Source organism: Clostridioides sp. ZZV15-6597 (genome assembly GCF_020657815.1).
Classification (GTDB): Bacteria; Bacillota; Clostridia; order Peptostreptococcales; family Peptostreptococcaceae; genus Clostridioides.
This window is the reverse complement of sequence record NZ_JAGWCT010000029.1, coordinates 26378-44354: the sequence shown is the minus strand read 5'-3', so window position 1 is coordinate 44354 and position 17977 is coordinate 26378. Positions and strand designations below refer to the sequence as shown.

At 29.7% G+C, this 17977-nt stretch carries 15 protein-coding genes and 1 other annotated feature; all 15 genes read right to left on the bottom strand.

The features are described from left to right. Positions 1-104 precede the first annotated feature (104 nt). Positions 105-497, bottom strand: a complete 393-nt coding sequence (tnpA, locus tag KGF52_RS08850) for an IS200/IS605 family transposase (RefSeq protein WP_227839853.1) — start codon at positions 495-497, stop codon at positions 105-107. Positions 498-859: 362 nt separating this feature from the next. Further along, positions 860-2305 (bottom strand): proline--tRNA ligase, encoded by a 1446-nt coding sequence (gene proS, locus KGF52_RS08845; RefSeq protein WP_227839851.1) that lies wholly within the window; start codon positions 2303-2305, stop codon positions 860-862. A gap of 123 nt (positions 2306-2428) precedes the next feature. Beyond that, positions 2429-4144 (bottom strand): proline--tRNA ligase, encoded by a 1716-nt coding sequence (locus KGF52_RS08840; RefSeq protein WP_227839850.1) that lies wholly within the window; start codon positions 4142-4144, stop codon positions 2429-2431. A 63-nt stretch (positions 4145-4207) separates the two neighbouring features. Beyond that, positions 4208-4416: a binding site (T-box leader), on the bottom strand. Positions 4417-4510: 94 nt separating this feature from the next. Next, positions 4511-4996 (bottom strand): 2-C-methyl-D-erythritol 2,4-cyclodiphosphate synthase, encoded by a 486-nt coding sequence (ispF, locus tag KGF52_RS08835; RefSeq protein WP_227839849.1) that lies wholly within the window; start codon positions 4994-4996, stop codon positions 4511-4513. After that, a complete protein-coding gene (ispD, locus tag KGF52_RS08830) occupies positions 4993-5706 on the bottom strand; it encodes a 2-C-methyl-D-erythritol 4-phosphate cytidylyltransferase (protein ID WP_227839848.1) in 714 nt (237 codons plus the stop codon). The genes ispF and ispD overlap by 4 nt, the downstream gene beginning before the upstream one ends. Before the next feature lie 277 nt (positions 5707-5983). Then, positions 5984-6916: a lipoate--protein ligase family protein gene (locus KGF52_RS08825; protein WP_227839847.1), complete on the bottom strand. Its 933-nt coding sequence runs from the start codon at positions 6914-6916 to the stop codon at positions 5984-5986. A gap of 178 nt (positions 6917-7094) precedes the next feature. Then, positions 7095-7745 carry a class II aldolase/adducin family protein gene (locus KGF52_RS08820; RefSeq protein ID WP_227830176.1) on the bottom strand — a complete coding sequence of 217 codons (651 nt, stop codon included), beginning with the start codon at positions 7743-7745 and terminating at the stop codon, positions 7095-7097. Positions 7746-7920: 175 nt separating this feature from the next. Further along, positions 7921-8394 (bottom strand): hypothetical protein, encoded by a 474-nt coding sequence (locus KGF52_RS08815; protein WP_227839846.1) that lies wholly within the window; start codon positions 8392-8394, stop codon positions 7921-7923. A gap of 29 nt (positions 8395-8423) precedes the next feature. After that, on the bottom strand, positions 8424-9779 hold the full coding sequence (locus KGF52_RS08810) for a PTS galactitol transporter subunit IIC (RefSeq protein ID WP_227839845.1): 1356 nt from the start codon (positions 9777-9779) through the stop codon (positions 8424-8426). Positions 9780-9856: 77 nt separating this feature from the next. Next, positions 9857-10159, bottom strand: coding sequence for a PTS sugar transporter subunit IIB (locus tag KGF52_RS08805; protein WP_255646305.1), 303 nt, complete (start codon positions 10157-10159; stop codon positions 9857-9859). Positions 10160-10240: 81 nt separating this feature from the next. Continuing rightward, positions 10241-10705: a PTS sugar transporter subunit IIA gene (locus KGF52_RS08800; protein WP_227830179.1), complete on the bottom strand. Its 465-nt coding sequence runs from the start codon at positions 10703-10705 to the stop codon at positions 10241-10243. Next, positions 10683-13631 carry a sigma 54-interacting transcriptional regulator gene (locus KGF52_RS08795; protein WP_227839843.1) on the bottom strand — a complete coding sequence of 983 codons (2949 nt, stop codon included), beginning with the start codon at positions 13629-13631 and terminating at the stop codon, positions 10683-10685. The genes KGF52_RS08800 and KGF52_RS08795 overlap by 23 nt, the downstream gene beginning before the upstream one ends. Positions 13632-14021: 390 nt before the next feature. Further along, positions 14022-15752, bottom strand: a complete 1731-nt coding sequence (gene lpdA / locus KGF52_RS08790; RefSeq protein WP_227839842.1) for a dihydrolipoyl dehydrogenase — start codon at positions 15750-15752, stop codon at positions 14022-14024. Positions 15753-15921: 169 nt separating this feature from the next. Beyond that, a complete protein-coding gene (locus KGF52_RS08785) occupies positions 15922-16968 on the bottom strand; it encodes a 2-oxo acid dehydrogenase subunit E2 (protein ID WP_227839841.1) in 1047 nt (348 codons plus the stop codon). Positions 16969-16980: 12 nt separating this feature from the next. Then, entirely contained in the window at positions 16981-17967 is a 987-nt protein-coding gene (locus tag KGF52_RS08780) for an alpha-ketoacid dehydrogenase subunit beta (protein WP_227830183.1), read from the bottom strand. Positions 17968-17977: the final 10 nt, after the last annotated feature.

The window sequence follows — 17977 nt, the reverse complement described above, 5'->3', positions numbered from 1 at the left end:
TAAGCTAACTATATGATTTCAACAATTAGCACTCTCTATTTGTTTTTCCCTTACTAATTCAAATTGTGTTCTAGTTAGGTTTAATTTTACTCTATGAGTTTTTATCATTTTTTCTTACTCCTAACTTGTTGATTCTCTACGTATTGTTTAACTACTTCTAAACTTACAGAGCCAACAGTTCCTACGAAATAACTATTAGTCCACATACTAGGCATACTAGACTTTAAATGTTGGAAATTTTCTCTTAATACTCTTGAACTAAAACCTTTTACTACTTTATGGATTCCAAATTGTGGGTCACATGATATTAATAAATGCACATGGTCTTTGTTTATTTCCATTTCTATTATTTCTGCTCCAAGTTCATCTGCTTTATATGGTATTATCTCCTTTAACATCTTTTCTACTTCGCCAACTAAAACAGGTTTACGATACTTAGGACAAAATATTATATGATATTTACAATCATATGTTATATTTCCGTTAGATTTATACATAAAAACTAACACCTCCTACACATAATCTATCATTCGTAGTGTTAGGTTGCAAGTATTATTCTGACTTTTATTTATATTAAGACCTTGCCTTTCATCCCCACATCTAAAGAAGGGGGCTTTTCGGCAATTTTATTGTAATTTCTAAATCCTTCTTCTACATGTTCCTTGCTATTAGAATCTTCTTTAACATTATTTAAATTTAAAATTTTACTTTTTCAAATCTTTAATCTACTCAGTTATATTATTATCACCCATTGAAAGTATTATTAATCTTAGTAGAATATTAAACAATAAAAAACTGGGATAAAGTATTTAATACTTTACATCCCAGCTAAATTATTTTTACATTTAAATATTTGATTCTAGTAAGCTTTTGCCATTACTACCATATGGTCTGCTTCTTTTCCACAATATATACACTTGTGACCTAAGTTTTCTTGTTCAAAAGGTAGACATCTTATAGTCGCCCCTGTCTCTTCCTTAATCTTAGCCTCACATTCAGCATCTCCACACCACATAGTTTTTATGAATCCTGGTTTTTCTTCCAAGGCCTTTCTAAATTCATCCATATTTTCAACTACAGATGTATTATCTTCTCTATGTTTTCTTGCTTTTTCAAACATATCATTGTGTATAACATCAAATAAATCATATACAGCATCAGCTAATCCTTCTAGAGGCATAGAACTCTTTTCTAGAGTATCTCTTCTAAATATCATAGCTTGATTATTTTCTATATCTTTTGGTCCAATTTCAATTCTTACTGGTACACCTTTCATTTCCCACTCATTAAATTTCCATCCAGTTGTATAGTTATCTCTATCATCAACTTCTACAGTTACTCCTTTAGCTTTTAAATCTGCATATATTTTATCAACAGTTTCCATTACATTGCCTTTTTTAGCAGCTATAGGAACTATAACAACTTGTATTGGGGCTACTCTTGGTGGTAATACTAAACCTCTATTATCACTATGAGTCATTATAAGCCCACCTATAAGTCTTGTAGATGCTCCCCAAGATGTATGATATGGATTAGCTAAGTTACCTTCTCTATCTGCAAAAGTAATATCAAACGCTTTTGTAAAGTGTTGTCCTAAGAAGTGACTTGTACCTGATTGTAATGCTTTCCCATCATGCATCATAGCTTCTATAGTATATGTTCTTTCACCACCTGCAAATTTTTCACTTTCACTTTTTTGACCAGATACAACTGGCATTGCAAGCAATTCTTCACATAAAGCTTTATATATTTCTAGTTGTTGTATTGTTTCTTGTTGTGCTTCTTCTGCTGTTTCATGTAATGTATGACCTTCTTGCCATAAGAATTCAGATGTTCTTAAGAAAGGTCTAGTTGATTTTTCCCATCTAACAACTGAACACCATTGATTATAAAGATATGGTAACTCTCTATATGATTTTAGCCATTTAGCATACATTGTACATATTATAGTTTCTGAAGTAGGTCTTACACATAATCTTTCTTCTAGTTTTTTATTTCCTCCATGTGTTACCCATGCAACTTCTGGAGCAAACCCCTCAACATGCTCTGCTTCTTTGTTTAATAAACTTTCTGGTATCAATAATGGAAAATAACAGTTTTTGTGTCCAGTTTCTTTGAATTTTTTATCCATAAATTCTTGCATTTTTTCCCATAAAGCATATCCATATGGTTTTACGACCATAAATCCTTTTACTGGTGCATAATCAACTAAATCAGTCTTAGTTATAACATCCGTATACCATTGTGGAAAATCATCTTCCATCTTTGTTATTTCTTCAACAAATTGTTTTTCATTTTTTGCCATCTTAATTACCTCCTCATTTATTATGTTTTTATACAAAAACACCCTTTTATCTTTTTTATATAGATAAAAGGGCATTTATAAAGTACAACTCTGATTATCTATACAGTAGCTTTCTTTAAATTATTATCCTAACTTAACATTGTTTTTGATAAATTCTGCTTTTACTTTTTCACTTATTTCTTCTATTTTAATTAACTCTTTATCTTCTTCGTATCTAAGTTTAAATTCTACTTTACCTTCATCAATATTTTTACCTACTGTAATTCTCATAGGTATTCCTATTAATTCTGAATCGTTGAATTTAACACCAATTCTTTCATCTCTATCGTCTAATAAGACTTCAACACCCATATCTTGTAAATCATTATATATCTTTTCAGCTAATGACATTTGTTCCTCATTTTTCATATTTGCTGGAACTATCACAACATGATATGGAGCTACTGATAAAGGCCAAATTATACCTTTTTCATCATTATGTTGCTCAATTATAGCTGCTGCTGTTCTTTCTACACCTATACCATAGCATCCCATTATTATAGGTTTTGATTTACCATCTCTATCAATAAAGTTTGCATTCATAGATTCTGAGTATTTAGTTCCTAACTTAAATATGTGTCCTACTTCAACACCTCTAGCTATTTCAAGAGGTTTACCACACACTATACATTTGTCACCTTCTTGAACATTTCTAAAGTCTCCAACTATACCTTCAAAATCTCTTCCATAGTTAGCATTTCTTATGTGATACTCAGTTTTATTAGCTCCAACAACTATATTTCTTTGCTCAACAATTTCTTTATCTATAAAGACATAATCAGCATTTACTCCTATTGGCCCAGCAAACCCAACCTCTGCATTAGTTACTTCTCTTACAACATCGTCTGTAGCAAGTGCAAATTCTATAACAGAACCTATTGCATTAGATACCTTAACTTCATTAACTTCTCTATCTCCTCTTACAACAACTACAACTGTTTTCCCATCTGCTTCATATACTAAAGTCTTAGCAAATTTATCTGGAGAAGCATTTAAAAACTCTTCTAATTCTTTTATTGTAGATGCTCCTGGTGTATGAACTTCTTCTAATTCCTTCATTTCTTCTTTTTCTGATACTGCATTACAAGACTCTGCTCTTTCTACATTGGCTGCATAGTCACATCCACTACAGAATACAACTTCATCTTCTCCAACTTCTGATTTAACCATAAACTCAGCTGATGTAGAACCTCCTATAGCTCCTGAGTCTGCCTGTACTGGGCTATTGTCTAATCCACATCTATCAAATATACTTACATATGCATCAAACATATCTTGATATGATTTATCTAACCCTGCTTCATCTACATCAAAGCTGTATGCATCCTTCATTGTAAAAGTCTTAGTTCTCATAACACCAAATCTTGGTCTTCTCTCATCTCTATACTTTACTTGTATTTGATACAAGTTCAGTGGTAATTGTTTATATGAAGTAATCTCTTGTCTTATTATGTCAGTAAAAGCTTCTTCATGCGTTGGCCCAAGGCAGTACTCTCTTTCTGTTCTATCTTTTAACCTAAACATTTCTGCACCCATAGCAGTCCATCTTCCAGATTCTTTCCACAATTCTGATGGAAGTAAAGCCGCACATAATATTTCTTGACAATCTTTTTTATTTAATTCTTCTCTAATTATTTGCTCAATTTTTTTGAATACCCTTAACCCCATTGGCAATTGATTATAAACTCCTGAAGTCATTTTTTTTATCATTCCTGACCTCACCATTAATTGATGGCTTGTGATTTCAGCATCTGCTGGAATCTCCTTCAATGTTGGCATAAACATTTTAGACATTTTCATTAATAAATTCCTCCTGAATATTGTTTTCCTGAAAATATAAAAAAACCCTCATCTCTATACAAGTATAGAGACGAAAGGTTTGATTTCCGCGGTACCACTCTAGTTAGCTATATAAATAGCTCTCTTTAGGGAATGTAACGGTTCCTACCGTAAAGATTTTTATACCTTTAAGCTAAAAGACAGGTTCAAAGACTTCCTCTTGAAAACTCTCACCTCTGTTTTCTCTCTGTGAAGATTTCGTCATTTTACTATTTCTTTATCATAGCTAATTTTATATTTATATTAATTTTACTTAAATTCACATATTATAGATATTCTATATAGGCCTATTATTTGATATCCATTAAACTTATTACTAATAATATATTAATTATTCTGACTTGTCAATAATAATAAACAAATACTTTGTGAAGCTATTCCTTGTTTTGCTCCTGTAAAACCAAGACCTTCTTCTGTAGTTGCTTTTATATTTATGTTTTCAATATCTGTATTTAAAACTTTTGCTATGTTTTTTCTCATACGCTCAATGTGAGGAGCCATCTTAGGACTTTGAGCAATTATAGTACTATCTATATTACCAATTTTATATCCTTTACTTGTTATTAGATTATATACATGTTCTAATAATTTCATACTATCTATTCCCTTATATTTTTCATCTGTATCTGGGAAATGCTTACCTATATCGCCTAAAGCTAATGCCCCTAAAATAGAATCCATTATTGCATGTATCAATACATCAGCATCAGAATGACCTAGTAAACCTTTATCATGTGGTATCTCTACTCCACCAATTATAAGTTTTCTTTCTTCTGTCAATTTGTGTACATCATATCCCAATCCTATTCTCATATAATTCTCCTTCTACTATTCACTTCATCTCTTTTTTCCATATTTAATATTTGTTCTGCTATATTTAAATCTTCTGGACTAGTTATTTTTATATTTTCATAAGAACCCATTACCATCGTAACACTTTGCCCTATATTTTCTACTAGCATTGAGTCATCTGTTCCATAATAGTTAGTTTTATACGCTTGTTCATAAGCATTTATTATAAGATTATATTCAAAAGTTTGAGGGGTTTGTGCTGCCCACAATAGACTTCTTTCTGGAGTTTCTTGTACTGTACCATCAGATACTATTTTTATAGTATCACTTACTGGTACACCTACAACTACGGCCTTTTTTTCTTTAGCCATTTTTATAGATTCATTTATTATTCTATGGTCTACAAAAGGTCTCGCTCCATCATGAATAAGTACTATATCACAATTTTTATCTAATTTTTTTAATCCATTATATATTGAGTCTTGTCTTTCTTTTCCACCATATGCTATTTTTATATTTTTAAAGTTATATTTATTTATTATATTTTCCTTAAAAAAATCTTCCTCTTCTTTTTTTATACATACCACAATTTCATCTATATTTATATTTTCGTAAAAAACTTGAATTGTATGCGCTATGATTTCTTTTTCTCTTAATTTTATGAACTGCTTATTTACGTCTAAGTTCATTCTCCTTCCGCTTCCTGCCGCAACAATTATAACACTATACATGGTATCACCTCGTATTTTATTTTTACCTATCATTTATTAAAACTTTTAATGTTTTTATATTTTAACCATCTGATTAATTATATATTAAATTTTCAGTTGTATAAATAGGTAATATCCATTTTCTAGCCTAAAATATGTGTGTTTGTTGCAAATTATATTGATTTTTCAATAGCTTCATCTTTTTATTTTACAACTTTGTAACAGTTTGTATATCTATAAAAAATATTTAAACCTCTAGATTGATATAAAACAAGTTTATCAATCTAGAGGTTTTGTATTAAAATATTAAATCAATTAAATCCATGTAATCTGGATAATTTTCTAAAATTTTGTTTTTTATTTCTTGTTTGTTAAAATCTACTTCTATCAATTTATCCATATTGACTATACCATCTTCACAAGAAATAAAACATTTTGATATTTTCCATTTATTAACATGTACATTGATTTTCCTTTTATTATCAATTGGTAAAACTATTTGAAACTTAGGCGTTTTATTATATATCCATTCTGTTTTTTTATATTTATCTTCTACCAGATTGTATACACTTTTGATATCATCATCGTCTAATTCAATTTCTTTTATATTTTTTATATTATTTTTTATATAATTAACACAATAATCTAAAAAATAATATATATCTTTTTTAAGTAGAAAATTAATATTTGTAACTTTGCTTGAAACAGACTTAGTTGCCTTTGATTCTGTTGATTTATCTGAATTTAAATACTTAGTTAATTTATTTAAATCTGAATCATAAAGAAGAGTTCCATGATAAAGAGAATTTTGCCTTTTTATAGATTGTGCAGAACCAGAAATTTTTTTGCCATTCAAGAATAAATCTTTTCTTTCTGTTATGGATACATCTAATCCAAATGATAAAAGCATACTTTGCATAAATTTAGTATGTTCTAAAAAATCTATTTCATGAAGATTTCTATTTTTTTGTATAAATGACATATTGATGTTTCCTAAGTCATGATACACAGTACCTCCACCAGATATTCTTCTTAAAATGGGAATTTCGCCATTTTCAATAACATCATGATGTATCTCCTGATATGGATTTTGATTTTTTCCTATAAAAATAGATTCTTCATTTCTCCATATGATTATGATATCATCATTATATTTCTCATTTAAAAATAGATACTCTTCTAGAGCTAAATTAAAGTAAGGATTGGTGTTTTTGTTTAATAAGTAATACATAAAAATATAGACTCCTTTTATATTTTATCTTCCTATTTATTTTAAATTTAAATAAGTTTACATAGTATTTAACTTTAAATTATTCTTTCTAAATCATTAAACTTATTATAACATAATACAACACCTTACTATTACTGAACATCTGTGTTTTTATATTACTATGAGAGTTTTATTAGGTTTACTTGTCTTGACCATACACATTAAGAAATACATTTCTAGCTCTTTGAATTTCTTCATCTGGCAATAATACTGGTGTACCAATTGACTTTGCCAAATAATATACTTTTGCTGCGTCTTCTAACATTACTGCTGCTGTAAATGCATGGTTTACAGATGGTCCAACTGCAATTACTCCATGATTTGCTAAAAGACAAGCTCTCTTATCACCTATTGCATCAATAACACATTTTCCCATCTGATTAGATGTTGGTGGTGAAAATTTTGCAACTGGAACTGAACCTCCTACTTCATTTGCAAGAGTTGTACTTGCACACTCTATAGACTCATTTAAAATTGCAAAGCAACTTGAATATGTAGAGTGTGTATGTATTATACTATTTATATCATTTCTATGTTTATATATATATAAGTGGTCTGGTGAATCCACTGATGCTTTCCATTTACCATCTACAGTATTTCCATCTATATCTATTACAACAATATCACTTGGTGTAAGATTTCTATAATCCATTCCACTTGGTGTGATTGCTATATATCCAGTTTCTTCATCTCTTCCACTGACATTTCCTCCTGTCAATGTAACTAAATTATAGTTTAGAAGGTCTAAAGACGCTTGTAATACCTCTTTTCTCAAATTTTCTAATAACATTAGCTAAATCCTCCCATTTATTAGAAACATAGTTTTATATGTTCCTGTTATATATCTTACACAATAAGATATTACTCTTGATATTTTAATTGAAAATTCTAAAAACTCTTTATAAAATTTAAACTTATATACTTATACTAAACACAAGTCGATTTTAATTTGAAATTTTCATTTTTTATAGTTCATTACTCTTTAAGCTTTTATTTCTAAATTTTAATGATTCTGGGTGCAAACATTCTTCTAATTCAATAAAATAATTATATAATTCTATATTGCCATTAAACATGTTTGTTTTTATCCAATATCTCCCCTTAAGAAAACTACCATCATTAATTTTTAGATACATTTTTTTGTCATGAAATTCTCTTATTCTTATTTTTTTTATATCTTTAATTTCATACTTATGTGTAATATTAAATGAACTAAAACATATGTATTTATTGTCCATAGTAATCATTTTAGGATTACTTGAAGATACAAACGTATTAAATACTCCATAAGTACAAATAACTATCATCAGGCTATATATATTAATACTAGGATTTATATAATTATTAAATAGTGCATAAATCAATATTAAAATCATAAAAATTCCTGGTATTGTTACACTAACTATATATCTTTTAGAATCATATATATATTTTTTCATAATTTACACACTCCTTAATAAAATTGCATTTAAGCTTCATCTTGTGTAGACAATGCTTTATTTTCCTTTATTATTCTACTTCTATTATAGATAGCCATCCCTAAAGCTATAACTGCCAAAATTATTCCTCCAATTACTTTGTAATTCATAATTTTTACAAATACCCAGCTTAATGGATTTGCACCATCACAAATACTTGAAATCATAGTTGCTCCTTCAGGCATTTTAAAGCTTGCATTTAAAGCCATTTGGGTAAATAGAGGTGCTAAATTAGTTGCAATTAGTAGTCCAGAAGTAATAATAACTATTCCTATTATTAGAGTTCTAAATACATTCCCTTTTGTAATTGGGACGATTAAAACAAGTGCAAATGGTATTACAGCTAAATCTGCAAAAGGTAAAACTTTATTACCTGGTAAGATAGCTGCTATAACTATAGTTAGAGGTACTAGTACTAATGCAACTGATAATGTAACAGGATGTCCTATTCCTACTGCTGAATCTAAACCGATGTATATTTTACCTCTATTTTTAAATCTCTTTTCAATAAATTCTTGTGCTGCCTCTGAAACTGGCAACAAACCTTCCATTAACAAAGCTGCCATCTTTGGAATTAGTATTAAAACAGCTCCCATAGTTATTCCTAACTGCAATATACCTTTTATGTCATACTTCGCTGCAATACCAATTATTATCCCTATTAAAGACCCCATTATTAAAGGTTCTCCAAATAGACCAAATTTTTTCTGTAATGTGTCAGCATTTATTTCAATTTTATTTATCCCTGGAATCAAATCTAGTACTTTATTTACAACTATAGCAATTGGAACAAATGCTTGTGTAAATCCATGAGGAAGAGATATACCTGGCATTCCTAAGTATTCTTCTATACCTGGAGCTGTTAAATCTGCCATTACTAAAACAATTACCATATTGGCTACTGCTGCAAATACACCCCACATAACACTTTGTGTAGCCCCTGCCACCAAAGCTCCTGTAAATGCAAAATGCCAGTAATCCCATATATCTACATCAACAGTTTGAGTTGTATTAGTAATTAACATAACTATATTTACTACAAGACCTATTGGAATAATTAAAGCACCCACTGTTGATGCAAAAGCTATAGCTGATGCTGCTGGCCATCCAACATCTATTATTGATAAGCTTAGCCCTAAATTTTTGACCATTTGTTGTGTAGCTGGACCTAAGTTATCTGTTAACAAAGCTATAATAGTATTAAGACCTATAAATCCAACCCCTACTGTTAAACCAGCTCTTAAAGATTTCCCAAGCTTTGTACCTAATATCAAGCCAAAAATACATATTATTATTGGCATCATTACTTGTGCACCCAAACCAACAATGAAATTTAATATCGCCATCTAAACTTCCTCCTCTATTTAATTTTCAGTCTCTAAAACCGAAAAATTTTAGAGACTATTTCATTTAAAAGTTCAAATTATAACTCTAATTTTTCAAGCACTTCTTTGATTAATTTATCCATTCCTACTCCAGTTAAAAAAGGTAGCCCATTTATTACAGGTGTTTTTATACTACTAGATATTTGTGTAGTACAGATTATTAAATTATAATCTGGTGCTTTTGAAGCCACTTCTACTACTTTACATTGCGTAATACTAACCCTATCTAATTTACCAGCTTCTTCTAATGCCTTCTTTAATTTGTTTATAGCAATTGTTGAAGTACATACTCCTGTTCCACATGCAACTAATATTTTTTTAGCCACATTATTCACCCCCATTAAAATTATTTTATTTTTAAAGATATCTGTAATTAGAAATCTTTGATAACTTTTTATATTTTTAATACTATTTGTGTATGTTTAATTATTCAGTTTAGAATTTAATAAATCACTTACACTTTCTTCACTTAAATCAATAATATTATTTAAAATATTTTCATCTTGAAATATTGTCATAAGTCTTTCTAATAGTTGTAATTGCTCTTGTGGCTCTTTAACTGCCAACATAAATATAACCTTTACATCAATTTCAGTATCATCTGTACCCATCATTATGAATTTTACAGGTTCATTTAATATACCAATAGCTATCCCTGGTTCATTTACATGGACTATATCTGTATGTGGTATTGCTACTCCATAAATTCCTGTTGGCAGTCCTGTTGCATATTTTTTCTCTCTTGCTATGACTGCTTCTATATAACTTTTTTTTACATATTGTTCCTCAAATAAACGTTGTCCCAAAAACTTCAAAGCATCTTCATTACTTGATACTTCAATATCTTTAAAAATTAAATTGCTACTAATTATTTGCATTGACTCCATCTAATATCATCTCCCTAATAAAATCTCTATCTTTAATGTTTTTTATTTTTTTAAATTCATCTGTTTCTATAAATGTAAGTAGAGTATTCAATGGATTAAAACATTTCTGGTCTACAGCTAGTAGAAGTATTATTTTTACTTTGTTTTTACTCCATACAATAGGATTTTTTAAGATTGCTATGCTTATTGCTGGTCTGATTACATCAATTCCATCTGTATGAGGTATTGCTATTCCATCTGACAACTCAGTTGGAAATAAGTTATCTCTTTCCACTACTTTTTTATAGAAATTTTTTGTTACATAGCCTTTTTCTCTAAGTTTTTTGCTCATATATTTGAGAACTTCTTCTTTTGATTTTATTTCTAAATCTACAAATATATCTTCTTCTTGAATTAAATCAGATAATTCATATTTTTTATTTATTTTGGCAATTTGATTTGTATCAATTAAGTTATTTATTTGATTTAATTTTGTTTTATCATTAATGTCTACTAGGCTAAAAAATGGGATGTTTGGTATCTGAGGGTCAATTGTTCCAACTATTGCGATTACATTTTTCTCATTACTTATTTGTTTTATCTCTAAATCAAGACTTGGATATTCAATCATACCAATAGTCTCTATATCAACCTTTTCATTTATCCCTTTAATACTTTCCTCTAAACTTTGCTTTATCTTACAAGCTCCTCCCAATCCAGTAATACATAATGTTACAATTATAGGCTTTCTATTGTCTACTTTTGAATTGTTCTCTTTACTAACTTTATCTTTTACTAATGGCTCTATATTTTTAACTTCATCAACTATCTCATCTATTGTTAAATCTGGTAGAACTGCTCTTCGTATGACTTCTATACAGAGTAATGTATCAAATCTAGATATTGTTCTTATATCAATCCCTGTTTTTCCAGAGATAATATCTCCAAAGTATGAAAGTGAACCCATATCAACTAATATAATTACTCCTCTTCCTTCATCAATATCTTTTATTACAGTAGTAGCTTCTTCAATCATTTCTTCCGGCTTTTTCTCAAATGGCATATCCAAATACCTTGCGTGATTAATACCTAATAACTTATTGGTAACCTCACACACAGATGATGCAACTCTTCCATGAGCCATGAGAAGTACACCTATCTTTTTTTGTTCAGAAATTTCTCCTCTACTACTCATTTTAAAATATATTGCTATTATACCTATTTCTTCTTTTGGCAAATTTATATTGTATCTTTCCTTTAAATGTTGTGCTACCTTTTCTGCTACAGAATACTCTAATGGATAATTTCCTATTATCTCTTTCAAATGCGCATTTGATATTACCTTTCCTTCTTTTAATCTTTCAAAAGCTGCTTTTAAATGAACAGCTAAACATAAATGTAGATTTGGTTCTAATGAATTAAGATACTGTGATGCTATTTTGATTACTTCATAAGTTAACTCTACAATGTATTTTCCAACAATTGGACTTATATCAGGTAAATTCTCAGTGATAGAAACTTTTTTAACTTGTTTTATGTACTTCTGAATACAGCTTTCTAATTCTCCTCCGACAATCCTATTGATAACATCAAAATCTAAACCTTGTTCTAATAAATCAATGTGTCTTCTTTCAGTAAGTTTGTAGATTTCATCTGGGAAAGTATATATATCTTCATTTTTCTTTTCTATCTCAATTTGAAAGTCTGAATCTATAATTAAATCTCCATCTACATAATTTTCTATCTTTCCTCTACAATTTCTTATCCTTATAAGACCTTGTTTCACATACCCAGGTACATCTGATATATTTATATTTACTTCTTTTTGTTTATTTGTAAGTTGATTTAATAGTCCTCTAGCACAAGCTACTTGAATATCACTTCTAAGCTGACCTACATTTCCTATACAATCATAAAGCATAAGGGCTTTTAAGACATCTGATTTTATGTGTATGTTTGCTCCCATTCTTTGGGCTTCTATCAAGAAAAAATTGTTTATAATGTCAAATCTTTCGTTTAATGGTCTTGCAACTAATTCTGGTATTTCAATTGTCACAGGTATACGTCTTTTAAAGGTATTAAGTAAATGAGAATCTATTGGTTCAGAAGTTGCAGAAATAATCATTACATTTATTTTATTTGTAAGCTTTGTTTCTCCTAATTTTCTAACCATTCCCTTATCAATCAATTGAAAGAGTATTTCTTGACCCTCATAGGGCAATCTATGTATTTCATCTATAAACAAGATTCCCCCATCTGCTTTTGTTACCAGACCTTCTTTAGTTTCATCAGCTCCTGTAAAAGCACCCTTAACATGACCAAATAATTGAGATAACAAAAGTTGTGGATTTTCTGAGTAGTCAGCTGCATTAAAGACTATAAATGGTGCATTTTTAGGAAATCTAGATGATTCTACTGCAAAGTTATACATGCACTCTGCTAACTCACTTTTTCCAACACCAGTTGGACCCATAATAATAGTATGCAATCCATGAGGTGGATAAAGTATAGCTGCCTTAGCTAATTTGATGATTGTACTTAAACTTCCACTACTTCCTATTAATTTATCAAAGGCTACATCTATTTTTTCTTCTTTATCATTTAGTTCCTCTTTTTTATCATCATGCTCTTTATCATGTTTTAAATCACCAGAATCTTGGATTTCTTTTAAATACTGTATAACTGTAAATCTCGATACAGTAAATCCAATACTATTTAATCTTCTTGTTATATCATTTTTATTTATATTTTTTTCTTCTTTTACAATATCTTTTATAGCTTTAATCAAAACAACTTTTCTTCTTTGTCTAGAATCTTCTATTTTTAATTCATTTCTTAAAAAGGTAACATCTTCTCTTCGAATATTTAACATACTTGAAATTGCTTCATCTGTTAAAGGATTTTTTTTATCTTCATTTTCAATTAAGTTTTTTATTCTTTGCCTCATTTGTAATTGTCCCTCCTTACTATTTATATAAGCAACTTACATGCCACATAGTGTTTTTTTTGTGCCATTTTTTACTTCATAAACTTATAACGTTTAAATCAAGCTATTCTTTTATTTAAATATTAAGAAAATTTTTTTTATTTTTTACAAATAATACTATCTTAAAAAACAAAAAAGTCTTTTCTCCTAAATCTTTCTGTAATAAATATAAAATGACACTATTATTCTATATTACTATCTTTTTTGTACAACAAAAACTACAAATAACTCTATGTTATATTTTTCCAAAAAAATACCCCTTTTTGTATAAATACATACATTTATACAAAAAGGGTATGGCTAATTGAGTGTTTCAAGATTTTATATATTATATAAACTTAGGTTAATAGCTTATTTTTTTGGTAAATGTAAACACTCACCATTTACATCTGCTAAAGCTTCCATTAGAGCTTCTGAAGTGCATGGATGACCAAAAATCAAATCACTAGCTTCATCGGCAGGTATTTCTAATGCCTTAAATGATGCTGCATGATTTATAAGTTCTGCTACACCACATCCAAACATATGCACACCTAAAATTTCTCCATATTTAGCATCTGATATTACTTTTACATATCCTTGCTCTTGCCCAGAAGCTAAAGCTCTTCCATTTCCAGCAAAGTTAAATTTACCGATTTTTATATTATATTTTTGTTTAGCATCTTCTTCTGTAAGTCCAACTGATGCAACCTCTGGAACTGTATAAACACAACTAGGTAATGCACTTAAATCTACTTCTTCATCCATACCTAAAGCATTTGAAGCTGCTACCTCTCCCATTTTAAAAGCTGCATGAGCTAGCATTATACCTCCAGTAACATCACCTACTGCATATATACTTGGTATACTTGTTTCCATTTTGCTATTTACAGCTATTGAACCTCTATCTATTTTAACATCTAAGTCTTCTATACCAGATAGATTAGCTTGTCTTCCTATAGCATATAGACCTAAATCTGCCTTTATTGGTTCTTCTCCTTCAATACATACTACTATTTTATTTCCTTCTTCCTTAAATTCAGAAACTTTCTTTTCAGTTAATATAGTTATTCCCTTTTTCTTAAGTGAATCTCTTAAAGACTGACTCAATTCTTTGTCCATTCTTGGAATTATTCTATCTTCCATTTCTATTATAGTTACTTTAGAGCCTCTTGAGTTGAATATCTCTGCAAATTCACAACCTATTACTCCACCACCAATTATTACTAACTCTTCTGGTACTATGTCTAAATCTAAAGCTTCCGTACTAGTTATTATTAATTTTGATTCTATCCCTTTTATTGGTAAGATTCTCACCTTAGAACCAGTGGCAATTATTGTATTTTCTGTATCTAAAACTTTTCCATCTGATAATATTACTTTATGTGCTTCTTTGACAGTAGCTTTAAGATTAAAAACATCTACTCCTCTGCTTTTTAACAATCCACCAACACCAGCTGTAAGCTTTTTAACCACTCTATTTTTATATTTTATAGCCTTTTTTATATCTTGTTCCTTATCAACAGATACTTTCACACCTCTCTTTGATAATTGTTCAATTTCTTCTAATATTTCTACTGTTTTTACATAAGTTTTTGTAGGAATACAACCTCTATTTAGGCAAGTTCCTCCTAATGTGTCCTCTTCTACTAATGCAACTTTTCCTCCTAATATAGCTGCTTTTAGTGCTGATAAATACCCTCCAGGACCTCCACCTACTACTACCACATCATAATCATGATTACCCTCTTTTTTGATTGTCTTTTCTTCTTCTATTTCTATTTTTTCTGTTTCAACAATTAAATCCTCTTTTGATATATTTCCAGATAAATATTTAGCCTTTATTTCTTCTTGCTTTTCTCCCTTTTCTGCTATTACACCTATTACTGTAAATACTGGTAATACTTCTCCTTCTTCTTTGTGTATAATTGTAGCAAGTATACCTTCTCCTTCTGATTCTATTTCCATGTTGACTTTATCTGTTGTTATCTCTAGTATAGGTTCTCCAATTTTTACTTCTTCGCCTTCTTGTTTTAGCCAAGATACTATAGTACCTTCTTCCATAGCTACTCCAGCTTTTGGCATTATGACTTCTACTGACATAGGCTATCCTCCTATTTATTTTTTATATATTTTAGTTAATCCTCTTATATTCATACAGATATTTTTTACAAATAATATTGCACATAATAATTTTAAATCTATTAAAATTACACACATCCTTTTATGTATTTTATTCAATTTATTTACATAAAGAGTAAGATATCAAAACCTATACAAGCATTGATAATGGATTTTCTAATAATTCTTTTAAATCCTTTAAGAATTTAGCTGCTACTGTACCATCTATTATTCTGTGGTCTGATGTTAATGATAAATTCATTATAGGTTTTATTTTAGCCTCCCCATTTACTGGAACAAACTTATCTTGAGTTGCTCCCACACCAAGTATCGCACTTGAAGGCATATTTATTATAGGGGTAAATGTCGTTATGCCATACATTCCAACATTGCTTATAGTAAATGTGTTACCTTCTTGGTCTGCTGGTAAAAGCTTTCCTGTTTTTACTTTTTCAGCAAGTTCTTTGCTTTCTTTGGCTATTTCTTTTAACGATTTTTCATTTACATTTTTTACTACTGGGACATATAAACCTTCATCCAGCCCAACAGCAATAGCTATATTTATATCTTTATATCTAAATATTCCATTATCCGTCCATGCTGAATTTAATGCTTGATGCTTTGGAAGTACTCTAGATACAGCCATTACTATTAAATCTGTCATTGTTAATTTTACTCCAGTAGACTCTTTTACTGTATCTATTAATTTTGCTCTAAGTGCTTTAAGTTCTGTAGCATCTACCTCTATATTGAATGTAAATACAGGAGCACTGAAGTAGCTTTCTGACATTCGTTTTGCTACAGTTGCTCTCATTGGATTTGGCTTTTCAAACTCTCCTTCTACAGTATTAAATGTACTTAAATTTTCATGCTTTGATTTTGTTTTTTTTGTATCATTAGATTTAGATACATCAGTTGATACGAGAGTCTCTTTTGTATGTATCTTTTCTATATCTGACTTTTTTATTTTTCTATTGTATCCAGTACCTACAACATTTTCTAAATCTACATTTAAATCCTCCGCTATTCTTTTTGCTAAAGGAGTTGCTTTTACTTTATTATTTTCTATATAATTTAACACATCTACTAGATGTATTCTTCCATTTTCTCCACTTCCAATCAGCCTATCTAACTCTATGTTGTCTTTTCTTGCTTGATTTCTGGCTGCTGGTGTGGCTTTTACTTTATTTGCCACCATTTCTATCCCCCCTTATCTAACAATTAAAGATCTTATTGCATCTTCTATTTCATCAATTCTTGGGACTACTGCTTTTTCTAGTTCTGGATTATATGGTATTGGCACATCTTTTCCACATATTCTTTTTACTGGTGCATCTAAATAATCAAATGATTCACTTTCTGTTATTAATGCTGATATTTCTCCACCTAGACCACCAGTCTTAGCTGCTTCATGACAAATTAAAACTCTACCAGTTTTGCATACACTTTTTACGATTGTCTCTTTATCTAGTGGATATAAAGTTCTTAAATCTATAATTTCTACATCTATATTTTCTTTTGATAGAGTTTCTGCAGCTTCTTCAACACTTTGCAACATCCTTCCGTAAGTGATTACTGTAACATCAGAACCTTCTTTTTTAACATCTGCCTTTCCAATATCAATTACATAATCTCCCTCTGGGACAATCCCTTTTTTTCTATATAACAATTTGTTTTCAACAAATATTACTGGATTATTGTCTCTTATAGCTGCTTTTAATAATCCCTTAGCATCTGCTGGTGTTGAAGGTGCAACCACTTTTACTCCTGGTACATGACAAAACCATGCTTCCAAACTTTGTGAATGTTGTTCTGCTGAACCAGTTCCAGAACCTCCAGGACATCTAACAACCATTGGAACTTGGGCTTTCCCACCAAACATATATCTCATTTTTGCTGCTTGATTTACAATCGCATCCATAGATATTGTAACAAAATCCATAAACATTACTTCCATAATAGGTCTTAACCCAGTTGCCGCTGCACCTGCTGCTGCACCTGCTATAGCTGCCTCTGATATAGGTGTATCTCTTACTCTTTCTGGACCAAATTCATCTATCATTCCCACTGATACGCCAAATGCTCCTCCGTATATTCCTATATCTTCTCCCATAAATACTACATTTTCATCTCTTCTCATTTCTTCTGACATTGCTTCTTTTATTGCTTGTGCATATGTTAATTCTCTTGTACTCATTTTTATTTTC

Bases quoted from the DNA above. Each gene is read 5' to 3' on its own strand.
- KGF52_RS08780 (WP_227830183.1), bottom strand. From the start codon at position 17,967: ATGAGTACAAGAGAATTAACATATGCACAAGCAATAAAAGAAGCAATG.
- KGF52_RS08810 (WP_227839845.1), bottom strand. From the start codon at position 9,779: ATGGCGATATTAAATTTCATTGTTGGTTTGGGTGCACAAGTAATGATG.
- ispD (WP_227839848.1), bottom strand. From the start codon at position 5,706: ATGTATAGTGTTATAATTGTTGCGGCAGGAAGCGGAAGGAGAATGAAC.
- KGF52_RS08825 (WP_227839847.1), bottom strand. From the start codon at position 6,916: ATGTATTACTTATTAAACAAAAACACCAATCCTTACTTTAATTTAGCT.
- KGF52_RS08795 (WP_227839843.1), bottom strand. From the start codon at position 13,631: ATGAGGCAAAGAATAAAAAACTTAATTGAAAATGAAGATAAAAAAAAT.
- proS (WP_227839851.1), bottom strand. From the start codon at position 2,305: ATGGCAAAAAATGAAAAACAATTTGTTGAAGAAATAACAAAGATGGAA.
- KGF52_RS08840 (WP_227839850.1), bottom strand. From the start codon at position 4,144: ATGAAAATGTCTAAAATGTTTATGCCAACATTGAAGGAGATTCCAGCA.
- KGF52_RS08785 (WP_227839841.1), bottom strand. From the start codon at position 16,968: ATGGTGGCAAATAAAGTAAAAGCCACACCAGCAGCCAGAAATCAAGCA.
- KGF52_RS08815 (WP_227839846.1), bottom strand. From the start codon at position 8,394: ATGAAAAAATATATATATGATTCTAAAAGATATATAGTTAGTGTAACA.
- ispF (WP_227839849.1), bottom strand. From the start codon at position 4,996: ATGAGAATAGGATTGGGATATGATGTACACAAATTGACAGAAGAAAGA.
- KGF52_RS08805 (WP_255646305.1), bottom strand. From the start codon at position 10,159: ATGGGGGTGAATAATGTGGCTAAAAAAATATTAGTTGCATGTGGAACA.
- KGF52_RS08820 (WP_227830176.1), bottom strand. From the start codon at position 7,745: ATGTTATTAGAAAATTTGAGAAAAGAGGTATTACAAGCGTCTTTAGAC.
- KGF52_RS08800 (WP_227830179.1), bottom strand. From the start codon at position 10,705: ATGGAGTCAATGCAAATAATTAGTAGCAATTTAATTTTTAAAGATATT.
- lpdA (WP_227839842.1), bottom strand. From the start codon at position 15,752: ATGTCAGTAGAAGTCATAATGCCAAAAGCTGGAGTAGCTATGGAAGAA.
- tnpA (WP_227839853.1), bottom strand. From the start codon at position 497: ATGTATAAATCTAACGGAAATATAACATATGATTGTAAATATCATATA.